The 26,240-nt window shown below is 59.7% G+C and carries 25 protein-coding genes and 1 tRNA gene; 2 read left to right on the top strand and 24 right to left on the bottom strand.

Features of this window, described 5'->3' with window-relative positions; all coding sequences use genetic code 11:
* The first annotated feature begins 387 nt into the window (after nt 1-387).
* Both BFP90_RS08025 and BFP90_RS08020 read left to right on the top strand, forming a co-directional pair.
* Complete coding sequence (locus BFP90_RS08025) at nt 388-600, top strand: cold-shock protein (RefSeq protein ID WP_065887618.1); 213 nt, start codon at nt 388-390, stop codon at nt 598-600.
* Between the two features lie 94 nt (nt 601-694).
* On the top strand, nt 695-1,183 hold the full coding sequence (locus BFP90_RS08020) for an RDD family protein (RefSeq protein WP_065887617.1): 489 nt from the start codon (nt 695-697) through the stop codon (nt 1,181-1,183).
* 136 nt (nt 1,184-1,319) lie between these two features.
* Here the strand turns inward: BFP90_RS08020 and nadA are convergent, their stop codons facing one another.
* The 24 genes from nadA to BFP90_RS07895 form a co-directional block, all read right to left on the bottom strand.
* Complete coding sequence (gene nadA / locus BFP90_RS08015; RefSeq protein WP_065895069.1) at nt 1,320-2,378, bottom strand: quinolinate synthase NadA; 1,059 nt, start codon at nt 2,376-2,378, stop codon at nt 1,320-1,322.
* Nucleotides 2,379-2,635: 257 nt separating this feature from the next.
* Nucleotides 2,636-3,103, bottom strand: a complete 468-nt coding sequence (locus BFP90_RS08010; RefSeq protein ID WP_065887615.1) for an SRPBCC family protein — start codon at nt 3,101-3,103, stop codon at nt 2,636-2,638.
* A gap of 20 nt (nt 3,104-3,123) precedes the next feature.
* Nucleotides 3,124-6,600, bottom strand: coding sequence for an amino acid adenylation domain-containing protein (locus BFP90_RS08005; protein WP_065896401.1), 3,477 nt, complete (start codon nt 6,598-6,600; stop codon nt 3,124-3,126).
* A 12-nt stretch (nt 6,601-6,612) separates the two neighbouring features.
* Nucleotides 6,613-7,542, bottom strand: a complete 930-nt coding sequence (locus BFP90_RS08000) for a diiron oxygenase (RefSeq protein WP_065887613.1) — start codon at nt 7,540-7,542, stop codon at nt 6,613-6,615.
* Nucleotides 7,543-7,567: 25 nt separating this feature from the next.
* The gene (locus tag BFP90_RS07995) at nt 7,568-7,915 is read right to left on the bottom strand and encodes a DUF4437 domain-containing protein (RefSeq protein WP_065895071.1); all 348 of its coding nucleotides are present in this window, start codon (nt 7,913-7,915) and stop codon (nt 7,568-7,570) included.
* Entirely contained in the window at nt 7,912-8,688 is a 777-nt protein-coding gene (locus BFP90_RS07990) for a DUF3050 domain-containing protein (protein WP_065895072.1), read from the bottom strand. The genes BFP90_RS07995 and BFP90_RS07990 overlap by 4 nt, the downstream gene beginning before the upstream one ends.
* Nucleotides 8,689-9,147: 459 nt before the next feature.
* Nucleotides 9,148-10,692 carry an MDR family MFS transporter gene (locus tag BFP90_RS07985; RefSeq protein ID WP_065896400.1) on the bottom strand — a complete coding sequence of 515 codons (1,545 nt, stop codon included), beginning with the start codon at nt 10,690-10,692 and terminating at the stop codon, nt 9,148-9,150.
* On the bottom strand, nt 10,685-11,857 hold the full coding sequence (locus BFP90_RS07980) for an HlyD family secretion protein (RefSeq protein ID WP_065895074.1): 1,173 nt from the start codon (nt 11,855-11,857) through the stop codon (nt 10,685-10,687). The genes BFP90_RS07985 and BFP90_RS07980 overlap by 8 nt, the downstream gene beginning before the upstream one ends.
* Nucleotides 11,854-13,356 (bottom strand): efflux transporter outer membrane subunit, encoded by a 1,503-nt coding sequence (locus tag BFP90_RS07975; protein ID WP_065896399.1) that lies wholly within the window; start codon nt 13,354-13,356, stop codon nt 11,854-11,856. Before BFP90_RS07975 ends, BFP90_RS07980 begins: the two co-directional genes overlap by 4 nt.
* A 208-nt stretch (nt 13,357-13,564) precedes the next feature.
* Nucleotides 13,565-14,305, bottom strand: a complete 741-nt coding sequence (locus BFP90_RS07970; RefSeq protein WP_065887607.1) for an AraC family transcriptional regulator — start codon at nt 14,303-14,305, stop codon at nt 13,565-13,567.
* Nucleotide 14,306: 1 nt separating this feature from the next.
* Nucleotides 14,307-16,001, bottom strand: a complete 1,695-nt coding sequence (leuA, locus tag BFP90_RS07965) for a 2-isopropylmalate synthase (protein ID WP_065896398.1) — start codon at nt 15,999-16,001, stop codon at nt 14,307-14,309.
* A gap of 373 nt (nt 16,002-16,374) precedes the next feature.
* A tRNA-Lys gene (locus BFP90_RS07960) sits at nt 16,375-16,450 on the bottom strand.
* Nucleotides 16,451-16,571: 121 nt separating this feature from the next.
* Entirely contained in the window at nt 16,572-17,219 is a 648-nt protein-coding gene (gene queE, locus BFP90_RS07955; protein WP_034128580.1) for a 7-carboxy-7-deazaguanine synthase QueE, read from the bottom strand.
* A 164-nt stretch (nt 17,220-17,383) separates the two neighbouring features.
* Nucleotides 17,384-18,229, bottom strand: coding sequence for a tol-pal system protein YbgF (gene ybgF / locus BFP90_RS07950; RefSeq protein WP_065896397.1), 846 nt, complete (start codon nt 18,227-18,229; stop codon nt 17,384-17,386).
* A 6-nt stretch (nt 18,230-18,235) separates the two neighbouring features.
* Nucleotides 18,236-18,736 carry a peptidoglycan-associated lipoprotein Pal gene (pal, locus tag BFP90_RS07945; protein ID WP_003193861.1) on the bottom strand — a complete coding sequence of 167 codons (501 nt, stop codon included), beginning with the start codon at nt 18,734-18,736 and terminating at the stop codon, nt 18,236-18,238.
* Between the two features lie 55 nt (nt 18,737-18,791).
* Nucleotides 18,792-20,072: a Tol-Pal system beta propeller repeat protein TolB gene (tolB, locus tag BFP90_RS07940; RefSeq protein WP_065887603.1), complete on the bottom strand. Its 1,281-nt coding sequence runs from the start codon at nt 20,070-20,072 to the stop codon at nt 18,792-18,794.
* A gap of 17 nt (nt 20,073-20,089) precedes the next feature.
* Nucleotides 20,090-21,163, bottom strand: a complete 1,074-nt coding sequence (gene tolA / locus BFP90_RS07935; RefSeq protein ID WP_065887602.1) for a cell envelope integrity protein TolA — start codon at nt 21,161-21,163, stop codon at nt 20,090-20,092.
* Nucleotides 21,163-21,615: a protein TolR gene (gene tolR / locus BFP90_RS07930; RefSeq protein ID WP_161793227.1), complete on the bottom strand. Its 453-nt coding sequence runs from the start codon at nt 21,613-21,615 to the stop codon at nt 21,163-21,165. Before tolR ends, tolA begins: the two co-directional genes overlap by 1 nt.
* 23 nt (nt 21,616-21,638) lie before the next feature.
* Entirely contained in the window at nt 21,639-22,334 is a 696-nt protein-coding gene (gene tolQ, locus BFP90_RS07925) for a protein TolQ (RefSeq protein ID WP_034115768.1), read from the bottom strand.
* A gap of 1 nt (nt 22,335) precedes the next feature.
* Nucleotides 22,336-22,791, bottom strand: coding sequence for a tol-pal system-associated acyl-CoA thioesterase (gene ybgC / locus BFP90_RS07920; RefSeq protein ID WP_003175800.1), 456 nt, complete (start codon nt 22,789-22,791; stop codon nt 22,336-22,338).
* A 248-nt stretch (nt 22,792-23,039) separates the two neighbouring features.
* Nucleotides 23,040-24,098, bottom strand: coding sequence for a Holliday junction branch migration DNA helicase RuvB (gene ruvB, locus BFP90_RS07910; RefSeq protein ID WP_053135842.1), 1,059 nt, complete (start codon nt 24,096-24,098; stop codon nt 23,040-23,042).
* Nucleotides 24,099-24,710 carry a Holliday junction branch migration protein RuvA gene (ruvA, locus tag BFP90_RS07905; protein ID WP_003175802.1) on the bottom strand — a complete coding sequence of 204 codons (612 nt, stop codon included), beginning with the start codon at nt 24,708-24,710 and terminating at the stop codon, nt 24,099-24,101. It abuts the gene before it with no gap.
* 67 nt (nt 24,711-24,777) lie between these two features.
* The gene (ruvC, locus tag BFP90_RS07900; RefSeq protein WP_019821257.1) at nt 24,778-25,302 is read right to left on the bottom strand and encodes a crossover junction endodeoxyribonuclease RuvC; all 525 of its coding nucleotides are present in this window, start codon (nt 25,300-25,302) and stop codon (nt 24,778-24,780) included.
* Nucleotides 25,303-25,458: 156 nt separating this feature from the next.
* The gene (locus BFP90_RS07895) at nt 25,459-26,205 is read right to left on the bottom strand and encodes a YebC/PmpR family DNA-binding transcriptional regulator (RefSeq protein WP_065887601.1); all 747 of its coding nucleotides are present in this window, start codon (nt 26,203-26,205) and stop codon (nt 25,459-25,461) included.
* Between the last annotated feature and the right edge of the window lie 35 nt (nt 26,206-26,240).

Raw genomic sequence — 26,240 nt, 5'->3', positions numbered from 1 at the left:
GTTTCCATAAGTAACGCGGCTGCGTTACGTGCACTAAACTGTAACGCAGCCGCCATATAACAGTGCACAAGCGATAGTCTTTGTTATGGGAATTACCCTATAACAAGTGAGCACGCCTATCGAATAAGCCGGCGTGAATTTATTCACCAAACTGTCATCAGCCCGAGCAAAACCGGGCTTTCTGGCAGGGCTTGTTTTTTCCATATTAGTTGGCGTAGAGTTTGCCCACTGTGTTTGCATGGGTCGCTTGGAACCTGGACCTGGGCAGTAGCTGAAGTAGTAACGCTACAACCCGTTCGACGTCTCTTACTTTCCTGCAACCCAGCCCAGTACTCTTTCGTGTGAAAGAGGCTGTCATTAATTTTTAGCGTCAAAGGAAAGAAGAAAATGGCTGATCGTCAGAGCGGTACCGTCAAGTGGTTCAACGACGAGAAAGGGTTTGGTTTTATCACTCCAGAAAGCGGTCCGGATCTGTTCGTGCATTTCCGCGCTATCCAGGGCAACGGCTTCAAGAGCCTGAAGGAAGGCCAGAAGGTCACCTTCGTGTCAGTGCAAGGCCAGAAAGGCCTGCAGGCTGACGAAGTACAAGCAGAAGGCTGATCCTTCCTGCGACAAAAAGCCCCTGATATGACATCAGGGGCTTTTTTATGGGCGCCATTGCGTAAACTGCACGTTTTCACCAGAGAGCCCTGCCATGCCCAAGCCCCTGTTGCGCCCCCAAGGCGAGTTCCCCGCCGTTGGCCTGGGCCGCCGCCTGGCAGCGATGTTCTATGATTTCCTGTTGTGCACCGCCCTGCTGATCGTCACCGCCTTTATCTACAAGCTGGTGTGGATCGCCTTCGTGGGTGAAGCGAAGATGCGCACACTCACCGAGTCCGGCGCACTGGACGGTGACCCATTGCTGTCGACGATCCTGCTATTTGTGCTGTTCGGTTTTTTCGCCAAGTTCTGGACCCATTCCGGGCAGACCCTGGGCATGCAGGTGTGGGGCGTACGCGTGCAGAACGCCGACGGCACGCGCATCAGCCTGTGGCAGGCGCTGTTGCGCTTTGTGGTGTCGATTGCGTCGTGGTTGTGCGTGGGGCTGGGGTTTATCTGGTCGCTGTTCGACAAGCAAAAGCGCAGCTGGCATGACATCTATTCGGACACGCAACTGGTACGGATCCCGAAGCAAAAAAAGTAATCGCAGGATAGTGCAGATCCAAATGTGGGAGGGGGCTTGCCCCCGATAGCGGTGGATCAGTCAACATACAGGGTGACTGTCACACCGCCATCGGGGGCAAGCCCCCTCCCACAGTTTTTACCCAGGCAGTCTTGAATCAGGCGTTGCCGGCGAGCTTGAGCCTTGCAGCCTGGGTGAAATCCAACATGCGCTTGAGCGGCCGCACCGCCTGCGGGATCACCGACGGCTCGACGAATATCTCGTTACTGCCCTCGCGCAGGCACTGCAACGTACGTTCCAGCGTATTCATCGCCATCCACGGGCAGTGCGCGCAACTGCGGCACGCGGCGCCGTTGCCGGCGGTAGGCGCTTCGATGAAGACTTTGTCCGGGCACAGCTGCTGCATCTTGTAGAAGATGCCGCGGTCGGTGGCGACAATGAACGTCTTGTTCGGCAGGCGCTGCGCTGCCGCAATCAACTGGCTGGTGGAACCGACGGCGTCCGCCAGCTCGATCACCGAAGTCGGCGATTCCGGGTGCACCAGGATCGCCGCGTCCGGATACAGCGCCTTCATGTCCTCAAGCTGCTTGGACTTGAACTCTTCGTGGACAATGCAGGCACCGTCCCACAGCAGCATATCGGCGCCGGTCTGGCGCTGGATGTAGGTGCCCAGGTGCTTGTCCGGGCCCCAGATAATCGTCTCGCCGTTGTCCATCAGGCTTTCGACGATCTCCAGCGCGCAACTGGACGTCACCACCCAATCGGCGCGGGCTTTGACTGCCGCCGAGGTATTGGCGTAGACCACCACCGTGCGCTCGGGGTGCTGGTCACAGAACGCGGAAAATTCGTCCACCGGGCAACCCAGGTCCAGGGAGCAGGTGGCTTCCAGGGTCGGCATCAGGATACGTTTTTCCGGGGTCAGGATTTTCGCGGTTTCGCCCATGAACCGTACCCCCGCCACCAGCACGGTTTTGGCTGGGTGCGCGGCGCCGAAGCGCGCCATTTCCAGGGAGTCAGAAACACAACCGCCGGTCTCTTCGGCCAGCGCCTGAATCACCGGGTCGCAGTAGAAGTGGGCGACCAGCACCGCGTCTTGCGCTTTGAGCTCGGCGGCGATGGCGGCACGCAGGCTCGCCTCTTCACTGGCGCTGAGGGCCTTGGGCTGCTTGGCGTCGAGATGGGCTTGAACCAGTAGGCGTTCGGAAATATGGGTCATGTTCGCAAGACCTGCAGGCGCAGTAGCGCGAAAGTCGAGTGTACCACCGGCTCTGGAGCCCTTCGGGCGCCGCCGGACGAAGTGTGTGTTCATCAAGCACGGGTAAAGCTGAAGCTGCGCAAGGCTACAGAATATCGAATGGATTCAAAAGCCTAATCTGGCAGTGCGCGGGCATTTTGCGGGGGGAGTACGGCGGGTTCAAAGCCCTGTGAGTACCGCTGATCCAACGGTACTCACAGGGCGGTACACCTGAAGCGTCAGGCAAACAACTTCTGCACGTTGCTCATCGCATCATCGGCAAACCCTTGCAGGAATGCCTCGAACGCCGGTACGTCCTCCGGGCCGCCGGTATAGGGCTGGCCAATGATGGTCCAGGTCGCCAGGCTTTGATTCGCACCTTGCGGCTCCACTTGCATGACGGCCCACAGGTTGCCGATATTCAGCGAGGTGTAGATCAGCGACCAGGTCATGGTCATGCCTTCGTTATCATGGCTGTTGAGTTGCTCGATCACCACATTGCCGTCCTTGAACAGCTTCTTGCGTACCGAGCGCACGCCCTCCCCGGTCATTTCGATGTGGGACAACGCCGGGATGAATTTGGCGAAACCGGAAAAGTCTCCGACGATATTCCACACGCTGCGCGCGTCGCCATTGACCGTGACGCTGGCGACCACAGGGTTGCCCACGGGGTTGCGTACCAGGGTATCGGGTTCAAAATGTTGCATGGGACAGCTCCTTTTTTTGCTTAGATGAAATCGATTTGCTTGAGGTAGTCGCAGCCTTTTTGCAGCAGCGCACTGTTTTTGGCCGGGTAGTCTTCACCCATGCTACGGATGCCTGAGAGCGCATTGTGGTACTCGATCATCGAGATATCGCCGATGTCCTCTTCAAAGCCATTGAGGTAAAAGCCGACGACACCGAATAACGCATTGTCACTGTCGATTGCCGACAGGCGCTGCTGCCATTGTGTCACCGGGACCATCTGGAAATCGTGACCAGCGGCGCGAAACGCCTCCAGGTAATGCGCCCAGCTCAAGGGCAACGGGTTGTGCAGGTTGAAGACGGCCTTGGAGCGGTTATGCCGGCTGGCGTGAAACGCGATGAAGCGAGCCAGGAAGTCCACCGGCATCAGGTCGAAGTTCAGTGCCAGCTCAGGCACTTCCTTAAGCTGCAATGACCCCTTGAGCATCAGCATCAAGCGGTTCTGATGGGGCTGGCACACCCCGGTCCGCGTATTGAAAGCAATGTTTCCCGGACGATAGAGGTTGACCCACACTCCCGACTCACTGGCGTTCCACAAGATGCGCTCGGCCACCCACTTGGACAGGTTGTAGCCATTGCGAATGTAGATCGGCGGTGTGAACGCCGGTGGTTCTTCCAGCACGCGCCCCTGTGCATCCACCGTGCTGGACGCGGACAAGGTGGAGATGAAATTGAACACCTTCTTGCTGCGCCCCTCACACAGTTGCAGGCATTCCAGCACGGGCGTGACGTTGTCCTTGACCAGCGATTCATAGTCGAGCACGTGGTTGACGTTGGCCGCGTTATAGATCAACACGCCGTATTCACGGTCCAGCCACTCGTAGTCCGCTTCCGACAGGCCCAGGCGAGGCTGGCTGATATCGGCCGCCAACACCCGCACCCGGCTCAGGTCAAGGTGCTCGAGACGGTTCTGAATCAGTGCCTGTTCGAAACGCTGCTGAGCGCTCATCCCCCCCGACTCGCGCACCAGGCAGGCCACTTCGGTGCTGCCCAGTTCCAGCAGTGCTTCAACGATGTGCACACCCAGAAACCCGTTGGAGCCGGTGACGATGACTTTATGCAGGTTGCCCAGGCGGCTGATCGGCAACACGTCCAGCTCAGGCCGCAGCGTCGCGTCACGCAATGCCTGCGGGCTGACGGTGGCGGTGGCTTCGACGTCCTGGTCGATCAGGTTGGCGAGGTTGATCAGGGTCGGCTGTTCGATAAAGCGGTTGATCGAAACCCCTTTGCCGAACATCTCGCGAATGCCCATGAGCATTTGCGACAGCAGGATCGAGTGGCCGCCGAGATTGAAAAAGCTGTCCTCCACGGAGATATCGGCGCCGGGCATGTCGAGCAGGGTGGACCACAGCCCGAGCAACTGCTCCTGCGTGGGGTTCTGCGGTGCCTGGCGCGGCCCTTGGGGTTTGTAGTTCACGGGCAGATTCTTCAAGGCCTTGCGGTCGACTTTGCCGTTGGCCGTGGCCGGCAGGCGTTCCAGCAGGCAGTAAGCGCTGGGGCGCATGTAGTCGGGCAAGTGCTTGAGTGCGTAAGCCTGCAGCTGTTCGCTGGCGGCGTGGCCGTCACCGCCGTGGGGCTGGGAGAAAAACGCGAGGATGCGCCGCTGCTGATCGATCACCACCGCCAGCTGACGGAACAACTGGCTCGATTGCAGCAAGTGTTCGATCTCTTCAGGCTCGACACGAAAACCGCGAATCTTCACCTGGTTATCCAGGCGTCCGATGATCTGGATGCCGTCCTCGGTCCAACGCGCCAGGTCGCCGGTGCGGTACAGGCGCAACCGTTGCCCGTCGGGCAATTCATGCAGGCGGTAACGCTCGGCGGTCATTTGCGCGGCGTCCAGATACCCCAGGCCCACCCCCGGCCCGGCGATATGGATCTCACCACTGCCGTTTTGCCCGACCGGCTGCCCCTGCTCATCGAGCAGGTAAATCGCGGTATTGGCAATCGGCACGCCGAGGTTGCGGTTATTGTCGCCTGCCTGGAACGTGCGGCACGTGGCAAGCACCGTGGTCTCGGTCGGGCCATAAATGTTATGCAACTGGCAGTGGCCCACCAGTTGCTCGATGACATGGGGCTCGCACACATCGCCCCCGGTCACCAGATGCTGCAGGCCGTACAACGATTCGAGCGCAAGGATGCTGAGCAAGGCCGGTGGCAGGAAGGCGTGAGTCACCTGCTCCTGCTCAATCAACTCGGCCAGCGCGACGGGATCGCGGCGCTGGTCCTCGGTGGGGACGATCAGTTCGGCGCCCTGGATCAGCGTGGGGAAGATGTCCAGCAGCGAGGCATCGAAATTGATCGTGGAAAACTGCAACGCACGGCTGTGACGGTCCAGCTCCACATAGCGCGCATACCACGCGCAAAAGTGGCTCAGGTTGTCGACGCTCAGCAAGACCCCCTTGGGTTGCCCGGTGGTGCCCGAGGTATAGATCGCCACACAGGGCGCCGCCCCCGCCAACGGCACGCGCAGCAGACTCTGATCCGGCGCCAGGGCCACGCGGCTGTAGCCTTTGGCGCCATGGTGGAAGAAATCCAGGTGGCTGATGTCCAGGGTTGCCAGGCCCGCAAGCGGGTTGACGGCGTCGGTCTCCTGGATCAGCAAGCTGGCATTGGCATGCTTAAGGATCGCCCCACGACGCTCCGCAGGATGGTTCGGGTCCAGCGGCAGGTACACGGCGCCGCAGCCGATCACCGCCAGGATCGCTGCGTACAGTGCCGAGCCTTTGGGCAAGGAGATGCCGACCACGGTCAGCCCACCGCCCTGCGCTTGAAGCAAAGGCTGCAAGCGCTCCTGGATGGCCACGCTGTAGGCATGCAGTTGCGCATAGGACATGCCGTGCCCATCGACTTTCAAGGCACTGCGCTCGGCATTGGCCAGCAGACTGTCGGCCAGGCGCTGGACGAAGGGTTGCCGGGCTTCCTGCAGCAACCCGACGTTGGCAGTCGCATTGTGGCGATGCTGCCAGGCCAGTCGATCCAGCTGGGTCAGGCTCGACAGGCTGTCGAGCGCCTTGACCGGCTCACGCGGCGTCTCGAGGTAGTCGGCACTGCGCGAGTAGCGGCCAATGTGCACGCTGGCCATGTCCACCAGTTGTGCGATGGCTTCCTGGGCCAGGTCGGCGCCATTGCCGGCCGTGTCGGCATCGACTTCACGACGTCCCAGCGTCATCCAGTCGCCCTCCCCCGCACGCCACAGGCATTCAAGGTGCAAGGGCGCGAACACATCGCCGGCATCGTCGGACCGCATCCGTAAGGACAGATGGTGACACGCGGGATACTGAGGAAACCGCGTCGTGCTGGCGTCGTCGATCAGCAGGTCCGGAACCGGTAACCGGGCGCGCTCATTGGCACTGTCAGTGGGCAGCAGATGGGTGGTATGGCCCATCTGCTGCAGCTCTTGCGTAAGGCAGGCGAGCGCATGGCTGCGCCCGCACAGAACGATATCAAGATGTCTCATTGAAGTTCTCCTCTAGCGCAAATAATCGGCGAGCGCTTCCTGCATGCAGGGAGCGTCGAGCATGGCGCTGTGTTTGAAGAATCGGACGATGTTGCCCACCAGCGGGTGCGTCGGCGTGATCGGAAAACTCATGCCTTCGACCTCCTCGCGCAGCGCCGCCTTGACAGCAGGGCTCACCGGCAACTGCTCGATCAAGGCGAAATCGAACCCCTGCTGGATCTCGTTCGTCAGGTACTCAGCGAGAAACACCGGCATGATCGCGGCGAGCGTGCGCTTGTCTTCCTCGCTCGCCGTGCGCCAGTAAATGCGCGTCAACTTGGCCCAAAAGCCGGAGTGCCGACCTTCGTCCGCCAAATGGTCTGCCATCAACCCCTTGACCGATGCCTTCACCGAGTCGTCCCGGGCAAATGCCGCGACATCGTTGGTCAAGGTATTTTCGGCCACCGCAACGCAGATCAGCTCCACAGCCGCTTTGAGGTGCTCGGGCGCCATCGCCAGGGCTTTGGGAATCGAACGGCTGAGTTCGATTTCCGCAGGCAAGGTGATGGGCTCGATCCCGGTCAGCTCGATGGTCTGCTGCATGTAATCCATCGCCACCAATGCGTGATAGTCCTCATCGACTACCACGGTCATCGCGTCATACCGGCAGGCAAACGGGAAGCGGATGGCGAAGTTATCTTTCGCGATGCTCCTGGCGGTTTTGTCGACGATTTCCGTCTCGAAAATCACCACATCGTTAATGAACTTGTACAGGCTTTGAACAAGCACAAAGTGCTGCAAGTGCGCACATTCGCGGATGAACGTTGCGCCCATTACCAGCGGTTGGCGACTGATCGGGAATATTAACTTTTCATCATCTTCCAAACGACGCCTCGGGCGCGTACGAATCGTCGCACGCTCCTCCCACGCTTCGGAAAATGATTGATATTCTTCAGCTCTCATGAAGCGTTCCCTTTGTTCATGATGATCAGTAGTAATGCACTTCAAACAACAGGCAACCGTCTTTGGAGTTGAACGGACCGTGCTCGGTGTGCGCCGCCCTGAAGAAGTAAGCACCATCACGGTACGTCTTCTCGGGACGTTCATTACTGGCCAACTCTGTTTGATCGCCTTCGATCAAGTACACTTCTTCGTGATAATCATGCGTGTAGATTTCACGGGTGCCGCCGCCCGGATGAAAACGCACCAGACGCGTGCGAATACCGGTTTTATTGATGGGGTCCAACGTGTCCTTGAATACCGTCAGGGTGATCCCGCGTTCGGACTTGACCTCGAACCATTGGGCCTGGTCCGCTTCGATGATTTCTATGTTCATGCCACGCACTCACTGACATTTTCGCGCATGGCCACGCGCAAGTTGTCCCAGAGCGCCAGGCGACTTTGCACGGCTGCGATGGCCGACTCGTAGACTTCTTCCTGGCGCTGAGCATCACCGTTGACCAGGCGCGCGAGCAGGCTTTCCGCCGCCGGGCCGTGATCTTCGGAGTCGACTTCAATATGGCGTTGCAGGTAGTAGCGGAAGGTCGGGGCGTCGTCGGCGGTGATATCCCAGTCATCAAGAATGCGCTGGAACATCTCCGGAATAACGCTCTCACGCCCATGCAGGAACGCTGCGGCGACACAGTGCGTGGAGGCGTTTATGGCGGTTTCGATGGTGTCGGTCACAAAGGCCGAGGCTGCCAGGCCTGCGCCGCAGCGGTTCAACGCGGTCTGCAGGTCGACACCTTCACGCATCAGTTTAACGAAGAATTCAATCTTGTCGGTGCTGGCGCCGACTTCACGCATAGCGTGCAGGTAGAGTTCGAAGTGGCTGTAGTGACCGCCCTGCAGGTTCTGGTCAGACTCTTCGCCGAGGATGATTTCGTTGATCAAGTGCGCCGCCGCCGGGTCCAAGGGTGGGAGCCATGGCAGTCGAGTACAGGTCAGGTCCTGTTGCAGACGCTTGGCCAGAGACATGAAATCCCACACGGCAAAGACATGGGTTTCCATAAAGGCGCGCAAGACCGGCAATGAATTGATCTCAGCAAAGATCCGATGATTGCCCAGTTCGGTTTTCTTGGCGTTCAAGTGCGACTTTTTATCTTCCATGTTGCTCTCCTCATCAGGCTTAGTTGGGTCCCGACCGTTCGATATAAACCAGCCTGCCTTTTTTCAGGCATGAGCAGGCTTATCTCGCCATTACCGGCCAGCACACTATGTATTTCAGTTGAATTACAGCATGACACTTCGTCGGACCGAGCGGTCAGCCGCCGAAGCAAGACGAAACTTAGAGGAAGTTCATTACGCTCAGCAAGTGTTTTCTCAATAAATAATTCAAAATATTTCCGAACTATAAAACATACAACAACAGAAGCCCGATCAAAGTTATAGACATCAACTTTGTCGGGCGTGAGTTTGCCTACTCACCGGATCTGAGCATTTGCAAACTGTATGTCATTGCTAAGTTAGCAAGTCACCAAACTGTCAACAGGCCATTCGCCTTTTCACCATTCAAGTTCCCTCTTGCTCGTTGAGAAGTACCGCGTATCAATTGCGGACTTTATGCATTTAATTCTTTGCTTGTTGACGCAATGCCAATGCCGCCACACCACACAGGATCAACGCGATACAGGACACGTAGAACGCATCGCTGTAGGCCATCAGGTAGGCCTCGCGACGCACCGTATGCATCAGGCTTTCAATCACTTGCTGTTGGGCGGGCAATAGCTGGTTGAAGATGAATGCTTCACTGTCTGCCATGCTGGCGCGCAGGCGCTCCTGCAATGACGGGGAAAACAGGGTGATCGACTCGCCGACGCGCTCGGAATGAAAGCGCTCGCGCATCGCAACGATCTGCGTCAACCCGGCTGTGCCCACGGCGCCACCCAGGTTGCGCAGCATGGAGAACAAGGCGGAAGCCGAACCGGCCTCATCCTTGGCCAACCCGGACACGGCCAACACCGACAACGCCACCATGATCAATGGCTGCCCGATGCCCCGTACCACGGTGGACGGGATGATCACGTTGGCGGCGCTGTCCACGTCCAGATGCGCACCGAGATAGCACCCCAGGGCCATGATGAAAAATCCGCTGGCAACCATCAGCTTGGGGTTGAGCCACTTCATCAGGCGCGGCATGAACGGTGCCAGCACCAGTTGCACCATCCCGTAGGCAATCAGGCTGATGCCGATTTCGCGCGCGTTGTAGCCCTGCAACTGGGACAGGTAATTGGGTACCAGAAAGACCAGGCCGAACGTGGCCCCGCCAAAAATGAACATCGCCGCGCTCGCCACGCCGAAGTTGTAGCTTTTGAGCAAGCGCAGGTTGATGAAGGAGCGGCTGCCGTAGAGCTGTGACAGCACGAAATACACCAGGGCGATGCCTGCGACCAACGACATCCACACGATGAAATCGGAGCCGAACCAGTCCTTGCGCCCACCCTCTTCGAGCACGATCTGCAAACCGCCCAGGCCGACGATCATGGCCAAAATACCGCCCCAATCGCCGCGCTTGAGCAGACTCAACTGCATCGGTTTGGCATCGATGGACCACGCCACCGCCAGCAACAGCAGAATGCCGGGGGCCAGTTGCAGGTAGAAAATCCAGCGCCAGGAATAGGCGTCAGTCAGCCAGCCGCCAATCGACGGCCCGGCGGCCTGGGCCACGCTGTTGGACAGGGCGAACAGCGCCATGCCCATGGCGATCTTGCTCGGCGGCAGTTCGGTGATGATCAGTTGGAACGACAACGGGATCAGCACCGCGCCGGCGGCGCCCTGGATGACCCGGATGATGATCATGACTTCCAGGTTGGGCGCCCAGGAACACGCGATGGAAGCCACCAGAAATACAAACGAGCCCACCAGCATCACCCGGCGCAGGGAAAACACCTGCACCAGCCAGGCGGTCAGCGGGATCATGACGATTTCGGCGACCAGATACGCCGTGGAAATCCACGAGCCCTCCTCAAAGGTCGCGCCCAGCGAGCCTTCGATTTCAGGCAGCGCGGCGCTGGTTACGTGTACGTTCATGCCGGCCATGAAACAGCCGAACAGTCCGCCGATCACCGCCACCCAGGCGCGAAAGGAGACGGTTTTCTCGCCGACCTCAGTCATGCTTGGCGTCCTGCACGGCAGGACGGGTATCTACCGTGGTAATCACTGACATGCCCGGCAGAATCGGGCCACCTTCATCGTGCTGATCGATCACGATCTTCACCGGGAAGCGCTGCACGATCTTGGTGAAATTGCCGGTGGCGTTGTCCGACGGCAGCAGCGCGAACACCGCTCCCGAGCCCGGCGAAAAACTCACCACATGCCCCGTGAGCTTGCGTCCCGAATAGCTGTCGACACTGATATCCACCGGTTGCCCGGCGCGCATGTCGCGCAGCTGGGTTTCCTTGTAGTTGGCCACCACATAGGCCTGATGCAGAGGCACCACCGCCAGCAACGGCAGGCCCGGCGCGACGTACTGGCGCGTGCGCACCTTGCGCTGCCCCACCACCCCGTCGATCGGCGCGCGGATCAAGGTGTCTTCAAGCGCGTTGGTCGCCAGTTTCAACTGCGCCTCGGCCTGGCCGCGCCGGGCTATTTGCTGCTGGAGCGAGGCATCGGCCAATTGGCGCCGGGTAATGGCGACATTCAGCCGGGTTTCCTGCTGGCGCTGCATCGCCCGGGCAATTTCCACCGCAGCGCTGGCCTGGGTGTAACTGGCGGCTGCGCTTTCCAGGCGCTGGGCGCTGGCGGCATGCTCACGGACCAGGCCTTCATAGCGACGCTGGTCCAGACCGGCGCGGCGCAACTCCGCTCCCACACTGCGCGTGTGCGCCTCAGCCTGGGCAATACCGGCCTTTTGTTGCGCGATCAGGCTGTCGGTGACTTGCAGATTGGCCTGCTGGGCGGCAATCGAGGCTTGCGTTTCAGCCAACTCCGCACGGGCCTGGGCCAACCTCGCCTGGTAGTCACGGTCTTCGATGCGCACCAGCACATCGCCGGCCTTGACGGGCTGGTCATCCTCGACCAGCACCTGGGCCACGTAGCCCGATACCCGCGGACTGATGGGAATCCAGTCGGCGCGCACGTAGGCATCATCGGTCTGTTCCAGGTAGCGCCCGATGGTCATCCAATACACGCCGAACGCCACTGCCGCGATCAATAAAACAGCACCACCGAGCAGGATCAGGTTGCGTTTGCGGCGTTGCTTGCGGTCGTGCATGAGTTGCTCGACCACCTGCTCCTGCTCATCCTGCACAGTGTTTTTTTCATCAACAGCGATATTCATGGCTGGGTACCGGAAGAATTGACGGAAGCATGGGTGAGCGCAGCGGTCGGGGCCTGGCTGGAAGCGGACTGCCAACCGCCGCCCAGGGCGCGAAACAAACTGATCTGGCGCTGCAGCAACTGGCCATCGGCGTCGGCGCGCGTGGCTTGCAGGCGGATCAGCTCACGCTCGCTGTCGAGCACGTCGAGAAAGTCGATGGAGCCGGCGTTGTAATTGAACTGCGCGAGCCTGTAGGCGTGCTGACTGCTCTCCAGCGCCTGGCTCAGGGCGGCGTGGCGCTGGCGCTCGCCGTCGTACAACGCCAGTGCCTGGCGCACGTCCTTGAGGGCGTTGAGCACGCTGGCCTCGAATTGCGCGACCTGCACCTGCTCGAGCGCCCGGGCCTGGTTGACCCGTGCGCGATTGGCACGCCAGTTTGGGAACTGCCAGGTGATCAGCGGGCCGATGCCGAACATCACCGCGCTGCTGTCGCCCAGTTCATGGGGTTTGCTGGCCGAGGAAGACACTGACGCCCCAAAGGTCACCTTCGGATACAGGTCGGCCTGGACGATATCCACTTGTAACGTGGCTGCCTGCAATGCCCGCTCGGCCTGGCGAATATCCGGGCGGCGCGCCAGTAATTGCCAGCCGTCCCCCACCGGCAGTGCGGCGGCGAGCTGCGGCACCGCCTCGCAGGTCGCCGCGCCTGAGCCTTGCTCCAGGTCCGCCACGCCAGTCAGCATCGCCAGTTCATACAACGCGGCCTGGCGACGCGCCTCCAGCATCGGCAGCAAGGCCAGAGTTTCGCCCTGCAATGCCTGCATGCGGCTGTATTCAAGATCCGTGACCACGCCTGCCTGACGCTGGCGATCGGTCAGTGCCAGGCTGTGCCCGACCACTTCCAGTGAATGGCGCTGCACCTTGGCGCGTGCGCCCAGGGCACAGGCATTCACGTAGGCGCGGGTGGTTTGCGCAGCGACCGTGATACGCAGCAGGTCTTCGGTGTCCTGGGCCGCCGCCGCCTGCACCTGCGCCCGCTCGATGCTGCGCTGGACCTGGCCCCACACATCCACCTGGTAAGCCAACTCGAAGCCCGGGTTGAACGCCCACTGCGACGGCGCGTGGCTGTCGGTGGCCTTGGCCAGGGTCTGATCATCGGCCGTCTTGCCGTAAACGGCGCCCAGCGAGGCCTGCGTGGACGGCCAGCGCTCGGCGTCGGCCTGCATGATCCCGGCCAGCATCGCCTGCACATGGGCCTGCGCCGCCGCCAGGTCACGGTTGTGCGCCAACGCTTGCTGCACCAGCGCATCGAGCCTGGGGTCGTTGTACAACTGCCACCAACGGTCGGGTAACGCCTGGGCCGATACGCCTTGCGGCAGGCGACTCAAGGCATCGATGCGCTGCGGGTGGGGTTGCGCCGGCGTATGGGCGACCCAGGAGGAACACCCCGTCAACCAGACAACCGCCACGCCCAGGAGCGAAAGACGGCAGTGCCGCGCGGAAAAAGAAGGCGAACCCATCGCAGAAATCCAGAGTGCTAAGTAGAGACGCAGATTAAGAGAGCACCGCGTCGCGCATCTCCCGAGTTCCAGACAACCATCGTTTCGATTGGGACAACCTGCGTGCCACCGTTGAATCCTGAGCAACCGTCGGCCGCGCAGACGCAAACATGGCCCTGCGTAGCCGCGGGCCATGTCCAGTGGGAGGGGTGTGAACGCCGGGTGCGGCTCAGACCAGACGGCAGTTGCTCGGTGTATAACCCATGGTGCGTTTGAACATCGCGGTAAAAGCGCTCGGGCTTTGATAACCATGCTCCAGCGCCACTTCCAGAATGGACACGCCGCAGGCCAGGCGCTGCATGCTCAGCAGCAGCCGCGTGCGCTTGCGCCACTCGCCGTAACTCATGCCCAACTCTTTCTGGAACAGCCGAGCCAGGGTGCGCGAACTCATATTGAGTTGCACCGCCCAGCTCTCCAGTTTCGACTCCTGGGAGGGGTTGTCGATAAAGTCGGCACACAGCGACTTGAGCCGCGGCTCGTCCGGGATCGGTACATGGGCCAAAACCCTTTGTGCCCGGTCGAGTTCGGAGAAAATCAGGTCGACAATCTGCACATGACGCACCACGGCCGACTCACTGTCAGGCACCTCGGACGCAGCGATGATCAACTCGCGCAGCAGTGGCGATACGCGGATGACGTGGCACTCCTCGGTCAAGGCACGGTGGGCGCCGGGGGTGATCAGCAACGTGCGCATGCGCACCTCGCCGGTCATGCGGATCTGATGCTCCTGCCCCGAGGGCACCCACAACGCGTGTCCGGAAGGCACCACCCACGTGGTGCCGACCACCGATACCAGCATCACGCCGTTGATGGCATAGACCAACTGGCCTTCTTCATGTCGATGCGAGGCAACGATGTCACCGTGACCAAAGTTACCGGTGAGCGCCGCCAATGCGGTATGCGCATTCATCTCAGGAAGGCACCGCAGCACTCACCACGCTGAGCAGGCCCAGACGCGATGCGCGGTTGACCGCACTCGTCACCGCCTTGAGGGACGCCAGCAGGATACTGCCGTCGCGGGCGGCACCAAACAGCAGCTGGTTGTTCACACGGATCTCTACGTAGGCCAGCGCCTCGGCCTGGGCACCGTCACGGGTGGCATGCTCATGGTAATCGGCGATGTCGAAGTGCACGCCGCGTTGAGCGAATGCGTCCACCAGCGCCGCCAGCGGGCCGTTGCCTTCGCCGCTCAGTTCGATGTCCCTCGCGCCGCCGGTCAGCGTACCCTCCAGATACGTCACGTTGCCTTCGCTGACCAACTTGGGCTGCAACAACGTGTAAGGGTTGCCCTGATCCAGGTAGTGCCGGGTAAAGCAGGCCAGGATCATCTCGCCGCTGACTTCCTGGCCGGAAGCATCGGCTTCCTGCTGGACCAGGCTGCTGAATTCCATCTGCAAACGGCGTGGCATGACAATGCCATGCTGTTCCAGCAGGTACGCCACGCCGCCTTTGCCCGACTGGCTGTTGACACGAATCACCGCCTCATAGCTGCGCCCCATGTCGGCCGGGTCGATTGGCAGGTACGGCACTTCCCAGCGTCCGTCGGGATTGGCCTGGCGCGCCGCGAAACCTTTTTTGATCGCGTCCTGGTGCGAGCCCGAGAACGCCGTGAACACCAATTCCCCAGCGTAGGGATGGCGCGGGTGCGTGGGCAGCTGGTTGCAGAACTCGACCTCACGCTGCACGTGGATGATGTCGGAGAAATCCAGTTGCGGGTCGATACCGCTGGTGTAGAGGTTCATTGCCAGCGTCAGGATATCCACGTTGCCGGTGCGCTCACCGTTGCCGAACAAGGTGCCCTCGACACGCTCGGCCCCGGCCAGACAAGCCTGCTCGGCCGTCGCCACCCCGGTGCCGCGATCGTTATGCGGGTGAACACTGATGACCACGCTGTCGCGCCGGCTGAAATGTCGGCAAAACCACTCGATCTGATCGGCGAAGACGTTCGCCGTAGAGACTTCCACGGTGGTCGGCAGATTCAGGATCATTTTGTTCGACGGGGTCGGCCCAAACGCATCCGTCACCGCCTCGCAAACCTCCAGCGCGAAGTCCAGCTCGGTAAAGCAGAAAGTTTCGGGAGAATACTGGAACGTCCATTGCGTATCTGGATTGTTGTCCATGTGACGCTTGATTTCACGCGTCGCCTGGGTGGCGATGTCGATGCAGCCGGCGCGGTCGACGCCGAACACCACTTCGCGAAACACCGGCGCGGTGGCGTTGTACACGTGCACGATCGCTCGCGGTGCGCCCTTCAAGGCCTCAAAGGTGCGCTCGATCAAATGACTGCGCGCCTGCGTCATCACCTGGATAGTCACATCGTCGGGAATCGCGCCACTGTCGATCAGTTCACGCACGTAATCGAAATCGGTCTGGGATGCAGCGGGAAACCCCACCTCGATCTCCTTGAAACCCACCTTCACCAGCAGCTCGAAGAAGCGGCGCTTGCGCTCGGCATTCATGGGTTCGATCAGCGCCTGGTTGCCATCACGCATATCGACACTGCACCAGGTCGGCGCCGCAGCCTGCACGACACTGGGCCATTGGCGGTCCGGCAGATCCACGGTGGTGAAATGGCGGTATTTGCTGGAAGGGTCCTTGAGCATCATGCGGCTTCTCCTTTTTAGAACTGATCGTCGGTTGCCTGGGCGGCCTCGCTGACCGCGCTCGACATTGGATCCAATACTAAACAAAGAAAGCTTGGCATGAATTGCGTATTTGAGTCGACAACGTGAAGAAAAATACACAAACAACCAATATCTATAAAAATATTGGTGAATTTTTTCAACTTGTCTATTTTAAGAGCAATAACTTGGATGGATCGGCAGGGAGGCGAGACAAAAGATGGTGTATCGGCTGACCAGCGAGATGAATCGATCACGGCGCAATGCGTATCGATTGGGTGACGCGGAATGACAGGCAAAAAAAAACCCGGAAATCCTCACTTGCGTGGGCCTTCCGGATTTTCTAAACCGCCAAAAATGGTGGGTCGTGTGGGATTCGAACCTACGACCAATTGGTTAAAAGCCAACTGCTCTACCAACTGAGCTAACGACCCGCTGTGTGGTGGCGCGTATAATACTGATTTCTAAGGATTATTCAACACCTTATTTGAAATAAATCAGAAAAAACCCATTGAAGCTAAAAATGGTGCGGTTTGAAGGCCTTCCACAGCCGTCTCAGCGACCTGGTTCGTCATTCCACAGGTATTTGTGCAATTGCAACTGCAGGCGTACCGGCAGGTTATCCGCCACTACCCAGTCCGCAAGATCGCGTGCGTTGAGGTCGTGATGACTTGGGGAGAACAGCACCTCCCCCGCTCGACGCTCAAGGCCGTACTGGATCAGCTTGGAAGTCGCCCAGTCATAATCGTCGCGAGAGCAAATGACGAACTTGACCTGATCGTTCGCCGTCAGCAAGTCCATGTTCTCGTAGCGATTGCGATGGGCTTCCTTGGAGTCAGGGGTTTTTAGATCGACCACCCGACTGACACGCGGATCTACCGCAGAGATATCCAAGGCGCCGCTGGTTTCCAGGGAGACCTCGTAACCGGCATCACACAACTGCTTGAGCAAGGGGATGGCATTGGGTTGCGCCAACGGCTCGCCGCCCGTTACACAGACGTAGCGCGGCCGGTAACCGGCAACCTGCTCGAGGATGTCATCCAGGGTGCGTACGGTGCCGCCGCTGAAGGCATAGGCGCTGTCACAGTATTGGCAACGCAAGGGGCAGCCGGTGAGCCGTACGAATACGGTGGGCAGGCCGGCAGTGCGCGTTTCACCCTGCAACGAGTAAAAAACTTCGGTAATACGTAATGTGTCTTGCATAGTCGCCACGGGCGTAACAGCTAAACAGGCTGTCCGCCTCCGTCAGGCACTTCAAGGGATTGCGCCAACGCGTCAACCCCAGGAAGCGTGTTTCATAAAAGGGCGTGGATTCTAACGAAAAAACCCGCGCCAGGCGCGGGTTTCTTCTAAACGGGCTGCATTGCCTACAAGCGTTGCAGATCCCGCTGGGCCAACTGCGCGGCGGAGGTGCCCGGATACTGGGCAACCACCTGCTGCAGAATGCCTTTGACCTTGTCGGTATGACCCAGGCGGCGTTCTACGTCAGCCAGCTTGTACAGCGAGTCAGGCACCTTGGCATGCTTGGGGTACAGCTGGCTGACCTTGGCAAACGCCTGGCCCGCCCCCTGCAAATCACCTTTTGCCAGGTTGACCTCACCCAACCAGTACTGGGCATTGCCCGCGTACTGGCTGTTCGGGTACTTGCGCAGGAACGCGGTAAAGGCCTGGCTGGCTTTATCGAAGTCCTTGGCCTTGATCAGGTCGAAGGCTGCATCGTAATACAGTTTTTCCTTCGCCGGATCGCCCGGTTCGCTGCTCGCGGCAGGGGCAGCTGCTGCGGCCCCCGCTGCTGCGCCACCGGCAGCGGCACCACCGATAGCGGCACTGGGCGCGCCACCGGCAGAAGAATTATCAGGAGTAGCGGCAGGTGCAACACCGGCTCCAATACGTCGATCAAGATCCTGGTAACGCTCCAGGCCTTCTTGCTTGAGTTGGTTCACTTGATTCTGCAGAACTTCAATGGCGCCTTGTTGCTGGGCCAATTGATCCTGCATGCGTTGCAGCTGGTTGAACAGCTCGCCCTGTGCCGAGGGCGCGGCCGTAGCCGCGCCCCCAGCATAGGCGCCGTTCGTGCCATAACCTGCTGGCGGATAACTGCTGCCGCTATTGTTATAGCCAGAGTTGCTATCCTTTACAGGAACCGCAGCCCACACCGCAAGCGGTGCGAGGCTGAGAGCCAATACAGTCAGAGCACGACGGCACGTTCGCATGACGAATTACTTACGCAGTTCGACGCGACGGTTCTGAGCCCACGACTGCTCGTCGTTGCCAGTTGCAACTGGACGCTCTTTACCGTAGGAAACCAGTTCCAGTTGGCCTGGAGCAACACCTTGCAGTACCAGGTAGCGCTGAACGGCTTTCGCACGACGCTCGCCCAGAGCCATGTTGTACTCACGAGTACCACGGGCGTCAGTGTTACCTTCCAGAACAACGCGAGCGCCGTTAGCTTTCAGGTCCTTGGCGTGAACGTCCAGAGCGCGCATGGCTTCTGGCTTCAGGTCCGAACTGTCGTATTCGAAGTAGAAAGTGGTGATCGCGCGCAGAGCAGCTTCTTCGCTCAGGGAGCCGTCGACTGCACCAGTGTTAGCGCCGTAACCAGCGTTTGGATCAACAGCTGCGCCTTCACCGGCATTGTCGCCGCCTTTAGAGGAGCAACCAACGGCTACGGACAGAGCCAGAGCCAGAGCAGCAAACTTACCAAACTTCAGCATTTCCATCGTGAAACTCCTAATGAACCCCAGTGTGTTAAGTACTTCTTTTTGTAGCGCCGCGTCAGTTCAGGTAAGGGGACCAGGATGGTTCTCTGACTTCGCCTTGTGCGGTAGGAAGCGGGAGCCTTACGCGTCCGTTGATGGACACGAGCATCAAGACTCCCCGGCCCTGCTGGCGGGTGGCGTAGATTACCATGGTGCCGTTGGGCGCAACAGTGGCTGACTCATCAAGGTTGGTATCTGTAAGGATTTTCACGGTTCCGCGCTGCAAATCCTGGGCCGCAACCCGGAAATTAGTGAAACCATCCTGACGGTGAATCATTACCAACGTCTTTTCATCGGCCGAAAGCTTGGGATTGGCGTTGTAGTTACCGATAAAGGTCACACGTTCCGCGCCGCCACCGTTCACATTTGCCTTGTAGACCTGAGGCTTGCCGCCACGGTCAGAGGTGAAGTAGATGGTCGAACCATCTTTACCCCAGAACGGTTCGGTGTTGATACCCGGGCCGCTGGTCACACGCGAGAGCTGACGCGAGGCCATGTTCATCACGTAGATATCCGGGTTACCGTCCTTGGACAGCACGAATGCCAGGCGCGAACCATCCGGCGACCAGGCCGGTGCACCGTTGAGGCCTTCGAAGTTGGTGATCTGCTCGCGACGGCCGGTATCAATGTGCTGGACGAAGATACGTGGACGCTTCTGTTCGAACGATACGTAGGCAATACGCTTGCCGTCCGGCGCGAAGCGCGGCGACAGGATGGGCTCACGGGACTGCAGCAAGGTCACTGCACGCGCACCGTCGTAGTCCGAACGCTGCAGGGTGTAGCGGGTGTTGTCGACAGAGAAACGCTCAGCGGTCACATACAACAGGCGCGTGGAGAATGCCCCCTTGATACCGGTGAGTTTTTCAAACGACTGGTCCGAAATGTAGTGGGCCATGTCGCGCAGTTGTTCAGCGGTGCCGGAGACATTGCCGGTCAGGACCTGCTGCTCGGTGGCCACGTTGAACAAGGTGTAGGTGATTTGCAGGCGACCGCCGGCCGGCGTGATGTTGCCGACCATCAGGTACTGCGCGCCCACCGCTTTCCAGTCACGGAACACAACTTCGCTGGCCTGGTTGGGCTGGCTGATCATGTTGCCTTTTGGAATCGGTGCGTAGTAGCCGGAGTTACGCAGGTCGTCACTGACGATCTGGGCCATGTCATCCGGCAGCACACTGCCGCCCTGCCAGCCGAACGGTACCACCGCGATCGGGGTGGCCCGATCGCTGCCGCTGGTAACCAGGATGTTCTTTTCATCCGCCGCCGCTATCCCTGCCATACAGCAAATAACGACAAGCATTCCTCGAAGAAGGTTTCTCACAAGGCTAGATCCTCAGGTGTGAATGTCATCTTGAATGAACGATAGGGAGCGAAGTCGCTTGGTTTCATTCCCTGCATCTCGGTCAACCGGCCAATATTCTTGACTGCGGCAACCGCCGAACTGTCGAACGAACCGTCACCACTGGACTTGGCCACGCTGACCGAAGTCACCGTACCGTCCGGCAACATGCCGATCTGCAGCACTACTGTCATGCCTTTACGTGCCGAAGGTGGACGTGTCCAGCCTTCCGCTGCCCGCGCCCGGATCAGGTCGTCGAAACTGCCCGCGACTTCATCGCCACGTTCATCGGCCAAGGCTTGCTGACGCTGCGGCGTGTCGGAAAGCAAATCTGCCAGGGCCTGGGCCTTTTTCTCTTCGGCGGATTTACGGGCTGCTTCCTGGGCCTTTTTCTTGGAGGCGTCGGCGGCAGCTTTCTTCTTCGCGTCGTCGGCGACTTTCTTCTTCGCCTCGTCTGCTTCAGCTTTTTTCTTGGCGTCTTCGGCGGCTTTCTTCTTCGCGTCTTCGACGATCTTTTTCTTGGCTTCCTCAGCGGCCTTTTTCTTGGCCTCTTCTTCGGCAGCTTTCTTGGCTTCTTCTTCGGACTTCTTCTTGGCTATATCAGCCAATTGTTTCTCTTCGGCCTTTTTGGCTTCGGCAGCTTTCTCGGACTTCTTGGCTTCATCAGCCTTTTTCGCCTCGTCGGCTTTCTTCGCTTCGTCAGCCTTTTTCGATTCCTCGGCCTTTTGAGCCGCCTCTTCTTTCTTTTGTTCCGCAGCAGCCTTCACCGCTTCCTGCTCGACCTTCTTCTGTTCCATCTGCTCGACTTCGGTCTGGCGCGCAGCCGACTTCTGGGCCTCACCCGCAATCTTCTGATTGGTCTGGGTGGTGGCCTGACTTTTCGATTTCAGCTGATACAGGGTCGCCTGCACGATCGGCTTGGCTGGCGGCAGGTCCGGGGTCATGGCAAAGCTGACGAACAGCATGCCAAACACCAGGACGTGCAGGGCAATTGCCCAGACGCTAGGCCAGAAGAAGCTTTCCGAGGCGGACGGCTCTCGCTGTTGCTGCATCAGGGCGCCTCGGTAATCAAGCCAACGTTACCCACGCCGGCCTTCTGCAGCCCGCCCATGGCGCCCATGACGGAACCGTAGTCGACCGACTTGTCGCCGCGGATGAACACCTGGGTGTGCTTGCCGCCTTCGTTGCCGGAACGAATGATCTTGGTCACGGCATCGGTCATCGCCGGCAAGGTCAGGGCCTTGTCCTGCTGTTTCTGCGTGTCGACTTCGCTGCCAAGGTTCCAGTAGTAGGTCTTGTCAGCCTTGATCGAAATGGTCAGGACCTGAGTGTTGTTGTCCTGCGGCAAGGCTTCACTGGAAACCTTGGGCAGATCAACCTTCACGCCCTGGTTGAGCATCGGCGCGGTCACCATGAAGATAACCAGCAGCACCAGCATCACGTCGATGTAGGGCACTACGTTCATCTCGGCGACCGGCTTGCGCTTTTTGCGAGCTCGAGCGATTAAAGCCATTGGGAATTACCTGCTTATTCTTCGCTGGTGTGCACTTTACGGTGCAGGATCGCCTGGAATTCATCGGCGAAGGTGTAGTAACGGCCGATCAAGGTTTCGCTGGTGGCGGCAAAACGGTTGTAGGCGATTACTGCGGGGATAGCGGCGAACAGGCCGATCGCGGTGGCGATCAGGGCTTCGGCAATGCCCGGGGCTACGGTAGCCAGGGTCGCCTGCTGCGCCTGGGCCAGACCCCGGAAGGAGTTCATGATGCCCCATACGGTACCGAACAGGCCGATGTACGGGCTGACGGAGCCGACGGTCGCCAGGAACGGCAGGCTTTGCTCCAGCTTCTCTTCTTCGCGGGAGATGGCCACGCGCATGGCTCGGGCCACGCCTTCCATCACGGCTTCCGGGTCAACGCCCGGCTGCTGGCGCAGGCGCGAGAATTCCTTGAAGCCGGCGCGGAAGATTTGCTCGACGCCCGAATCCGGGTCCGGATTGCTGCCGGCCTGGCGATACAGCTTGGACAGGTCGATACCCGACCAGAAGCGCTCCTCGAAGCTCTCCAGGGCGCGTCGACCAGCACGCAGCAGGTTGCTGCGCTGAAAAATCATGACCCAAGAGGTAACCGATGCGGCTACCAGGGTCAGCATGACCAGTTGCACCACGATACTGGCATTACTGACCAGGCTCCACATCGAGGAATGGTCGACGACGGTAGGTTCCACGCTAAATCTCCTGCTTTGATTGTTTACCCGCGCCGCTCACGGCAGCAAAGGCCGCACGTAGAGTTTCGGGAATGGCCCGAGGTTTCAAACTGTTGGTGCGTACACATGCCACCAGGAACTGCCCCTCACAGAGCAGCGTTGCATCCGTAGCCCGCCTGACCTGCTGCTTGAATCGCAGGCTGGCACGGTTCAATTCGATGACTTCAGCGCTGACCAACAACTCATCGTCCAGTCGCGCCGGTGCGTGGTAACGCGCCTCGCTGGAATGCACGACGAATAACAGGTCCTCCCCGGCCAGCGTGGATTGGGCAAAGCCCAGCTCCCTTAGCCGCTCGGTTCGAGCCCGTTCCATGAATTTCAGGTAATTGACGTAATAAACGATGCCGCCGGCATCAGTGTCCTCGTAATAAACGCGACAGCGATGTGCGAACGACTGATCCCCGTTTTGCGCGCGCATACTCTAGTGCTTACTCCTCAGGTTGCCAATCCGGCTGGACAACTGTTTTTTCAATACCTGAACATATTTCCAACGCCTGAATGACGACGCCAGACACTGGGACAGCACAAACTTCAGATAAATCACCCCACATGGCAAATACCCTGCAGGAGCGAGCTTGCTCGCGAAGCACCTGAGCGCGACGCGTATCACCAGACACACTGCGTCATCGTTGACGTTTTTCGCGAGCAAGCTCGCTCCTACAGTTTTTAATCGTCCACTGCATCGAGAAATTCGTCTACCACAGGCATCTCTCCCAATCGTGACGGAATGTTTAGCCCAAAGTGCAGATAGGCATGACGCGTCACCACCCTGCCCCGCGGCGTGCGCATGATATAGCCCTGCTGGATCAGGTAGGGCTCCAGTACATCTTCAATGGTGTGACGCTCTTCACTGATTGCAGCCGCAAGGCTGTCCACACCCACCGGGCCGCCGTCGAACTTCTCGATCATGGTCAGGAGCAGACGCCGATCCTGGTGATCGAAGCCATGTTCGTCCACATCCAGCAGGTTCAAGGCCAGGTCCGCGACCGCCTTGGTGATATGCCCCTTGGCGCGCACCTCGGCAAAATCGCGCACGCGGCGCAGCAAGCGGTTGGCGATCCGAGGTGTACCGCGGGCACGCCGGGCGATTTCGAAAGCGCCTTCCGGGTCCAATGGCAAGCCGAGGATGTTCGCCGAACGGCTGACGATGGTCGCAAGGTCTGCCGTGCTATAGAACTCCAGACGTTGAACAATGCCGAAACGGTCTCGCAGCGGGTTGGTCAACATGCCCGCGCGGGTCGTGGCCCCCACCAGCGTGAACGGCGGCAGGTCAAGCTTGATCGAACGGGCCGCCGGGCCTTCGCCGATCATGATGTCGAGCTGGAAGTCCTCCATCGCCGGGTATAACACTTCTTCGACAATCGGCGACAACCGGTGGATCTCGTCGATAAACAGGACGTCGTGGGGTTCCAGATTGGTCAGCAACGCGGCCAGGTCGCCGGGGCGCTCCAGCACCGGGCCGGACGTGGACTTGATCGACACGCCCATTTCCTGGGCAATGATGTTGGCCAGGGTGGTCTTGCCCAGGCCCGGCGGGCCGAAGATCAGCGTGTGATCCAGCGACTCACTGCGCCCGCGTGCGGCCTGGATGAACAGCTCCATCTGCTCGCGCACGGTGGGCTGGCCGATATAGTCGGCCAGGCTCAGGGGGCGGATGGCGCGGTCCTGGACTTCTTCACGGTCGCGCGGGCCGGTAGCCGCGATCAGACGATCAGCTTCTATCACTTAAATCATTCCCTTCAGGGCTCGGCGGATCATGTCTTCACTGCTCAGGTTCTTGTCCTTGATGGCCGATACGGCCTTGCTGGCCTCCTGTGGCTTGTAGCCCAGGGAGATCAACGCACTGACCGCATCGCTTTCGGCACTGGCGACCTGGCCTGCCGGCATATCCGGCTGGTTCGGGACCAGGGCGAACATGCTCGGCACCACTTCCCAGGCCTTGAAACGGTCCTTGAGTTCCACCAGCAAACGCTCGGCGGTTTTCTTGCCCACACCCGGCACCTTGGTCAGGGCCGAGGTGTCCTGGGCTGAAACGGCGCGTACCAGTTCATCCACTTCCAGGCTCGACATCAATGCCAGGGCCAATTTGGGCCCGACGCCATTGAGCCGAATCAGCTCGCGGAAGAAATCGCGGTCGCGCTTGCCGATGAAACCATAGAGCAGTTGCGCGTCTTCGCGCACCACTAAATGCGTGTGCAAGGTTATCGGCTCGCCGACCGACGGCAAGCGGTACAAGGTGGTCATGGGCACTTCAAGCTCATAACCCAATCCATTCACATCCAGAATCAGGTGCGGCGGCTGTTTCTCAGCCAGGGTGCCGCGCAAGCGTCCAATCACGGTTCAGATCCTTAAAGCTTGGGGGTCAGAGCAGGCCTGACCGGAAATAACGATTGCGCTGATGCTATCAGAGACGCAGGCGTCCGCCACGACTGCGTGCCGCACCCAGGCCATGGGGCAGCAGGCTGGAGCGGGTGTGGGCGTGGCAAATGGCGATGGCCAGGGCGTCGGAGGCGTCGATCTGGGGTTTTGAGGTGAGTTTGAGCATGTGCATGACCATCATCTGCACCTGCTCTTTATTGGCCCCACCCGTACCCACGACGGCCTGCTTGACCTGGGTCGCGGTGTACTCGGCGATCTCCATGCCCTCCTCGGCCCCCGCCACGATGGCCGCGCCACGCGCCTGGCCGAGCTTGAGCGCCGAATCGGCATTCTTGGCCATAAAGACTTTTTCGATGCCCATGGTTACCGGGCCGTAGGTCTGGATGACCTCCCGCACGCCGCGATAGACGATCTGCAGGCGTTCGGCCAGTTCGCCTGCGCCCGTGCGGATGCAGCCTGAGGCGACATACACGCAGCCGCGCGGAGTCTGTTGCACCACGCCAAAACCGGTGATGCGCGAACCGGGGTCGATACCTAGGATTAAAGTCATAACGCCTGCGGGTTAAATAAGTACATTTTCTGACACACCGTAGTTTCAATGTGGGAGGGGGCTTGCCCCCGATGGCGATGGTTCAGTCGATTTATAAATAACTGACACACCGCCATCGGGGGCAAGCCCCCTCCCACATTTTGACCTCATCGCTTTTTAGACTAGCTGTTCAGCCACGGACTCGGGGATGTCGGCGTTGGAGTACACATTCTGCACATCATCCAGGTCTTCGAGCATGTCCAGCAGCTTCAACACCTTCTGCGCACCGTCCAGGTCGAGTTCGGCGCTGGTGGTCGGCAGCATCACGATTTCCGCGTCGGTGCCCTTGAAGCCTGCGGCTTCCAGGGTATTGCGCACTGAGTAGAAGCTGGCGAAGGAGGTGAACACGTCAATGGAGCCATCTTCGTTGGTGACGACGTCGTCGGCGTCCGCCTCCATCGCGGCTTCCATCAGCGCGTCTTCATCCGTGCCCGGTGCAAAGGTAATCTGGCCCTTGCGCTCGAACAGATAGGCCACCGAACCGTCGGTCCCCAGGTTGCCGCCGCACTTGCTGAACGCGTGGCGCACCGCTGCGGCGGTACGGTTGCGGTTGTCGGTCATGCATTCGACCATCACCGCCACGCCGCCCGGGCCGTAGCCTTCGTAGGTCAATTCGACCATGTCGTCGGTATCGGCCGCACCGGCACCACGGGCCACGGCGCGGTCGATGATGTCGCGGCTCATGTTGGCGCCGAGCGCCTTGTCCAGCGCCAGGCGCAGGCGCGGGTTGGAGCCCGGGTCACCGCCACCCTGGCGGGCGGCGACGGTCAGTTCGCGAATCCACTTGGTGAAAATCTTGCCTTTCTTGGCATCCTGACGCTCTTTGCGGTGCTTGATGTTCGCCCACTTGGAATGGCCAGCCATAACACAACTCCGAAATTCTCTAGAAACCTATCAAT

The organism is Pseudomonas sp. 24 E 13, from assembly GCF_900004715.1.
Lineage (GTDB): Bacteria > Pseudomonadota > Gammaproteobacteria > Pseudomonadales > Pseudomonadaceae > Aquipseudomonas > Aquipseudomonas orientalis_A.
Note: the sequence above shows the minus strand (reverse complement) of the source record. Positions and strands in the feature narration are given on the sequence as shown.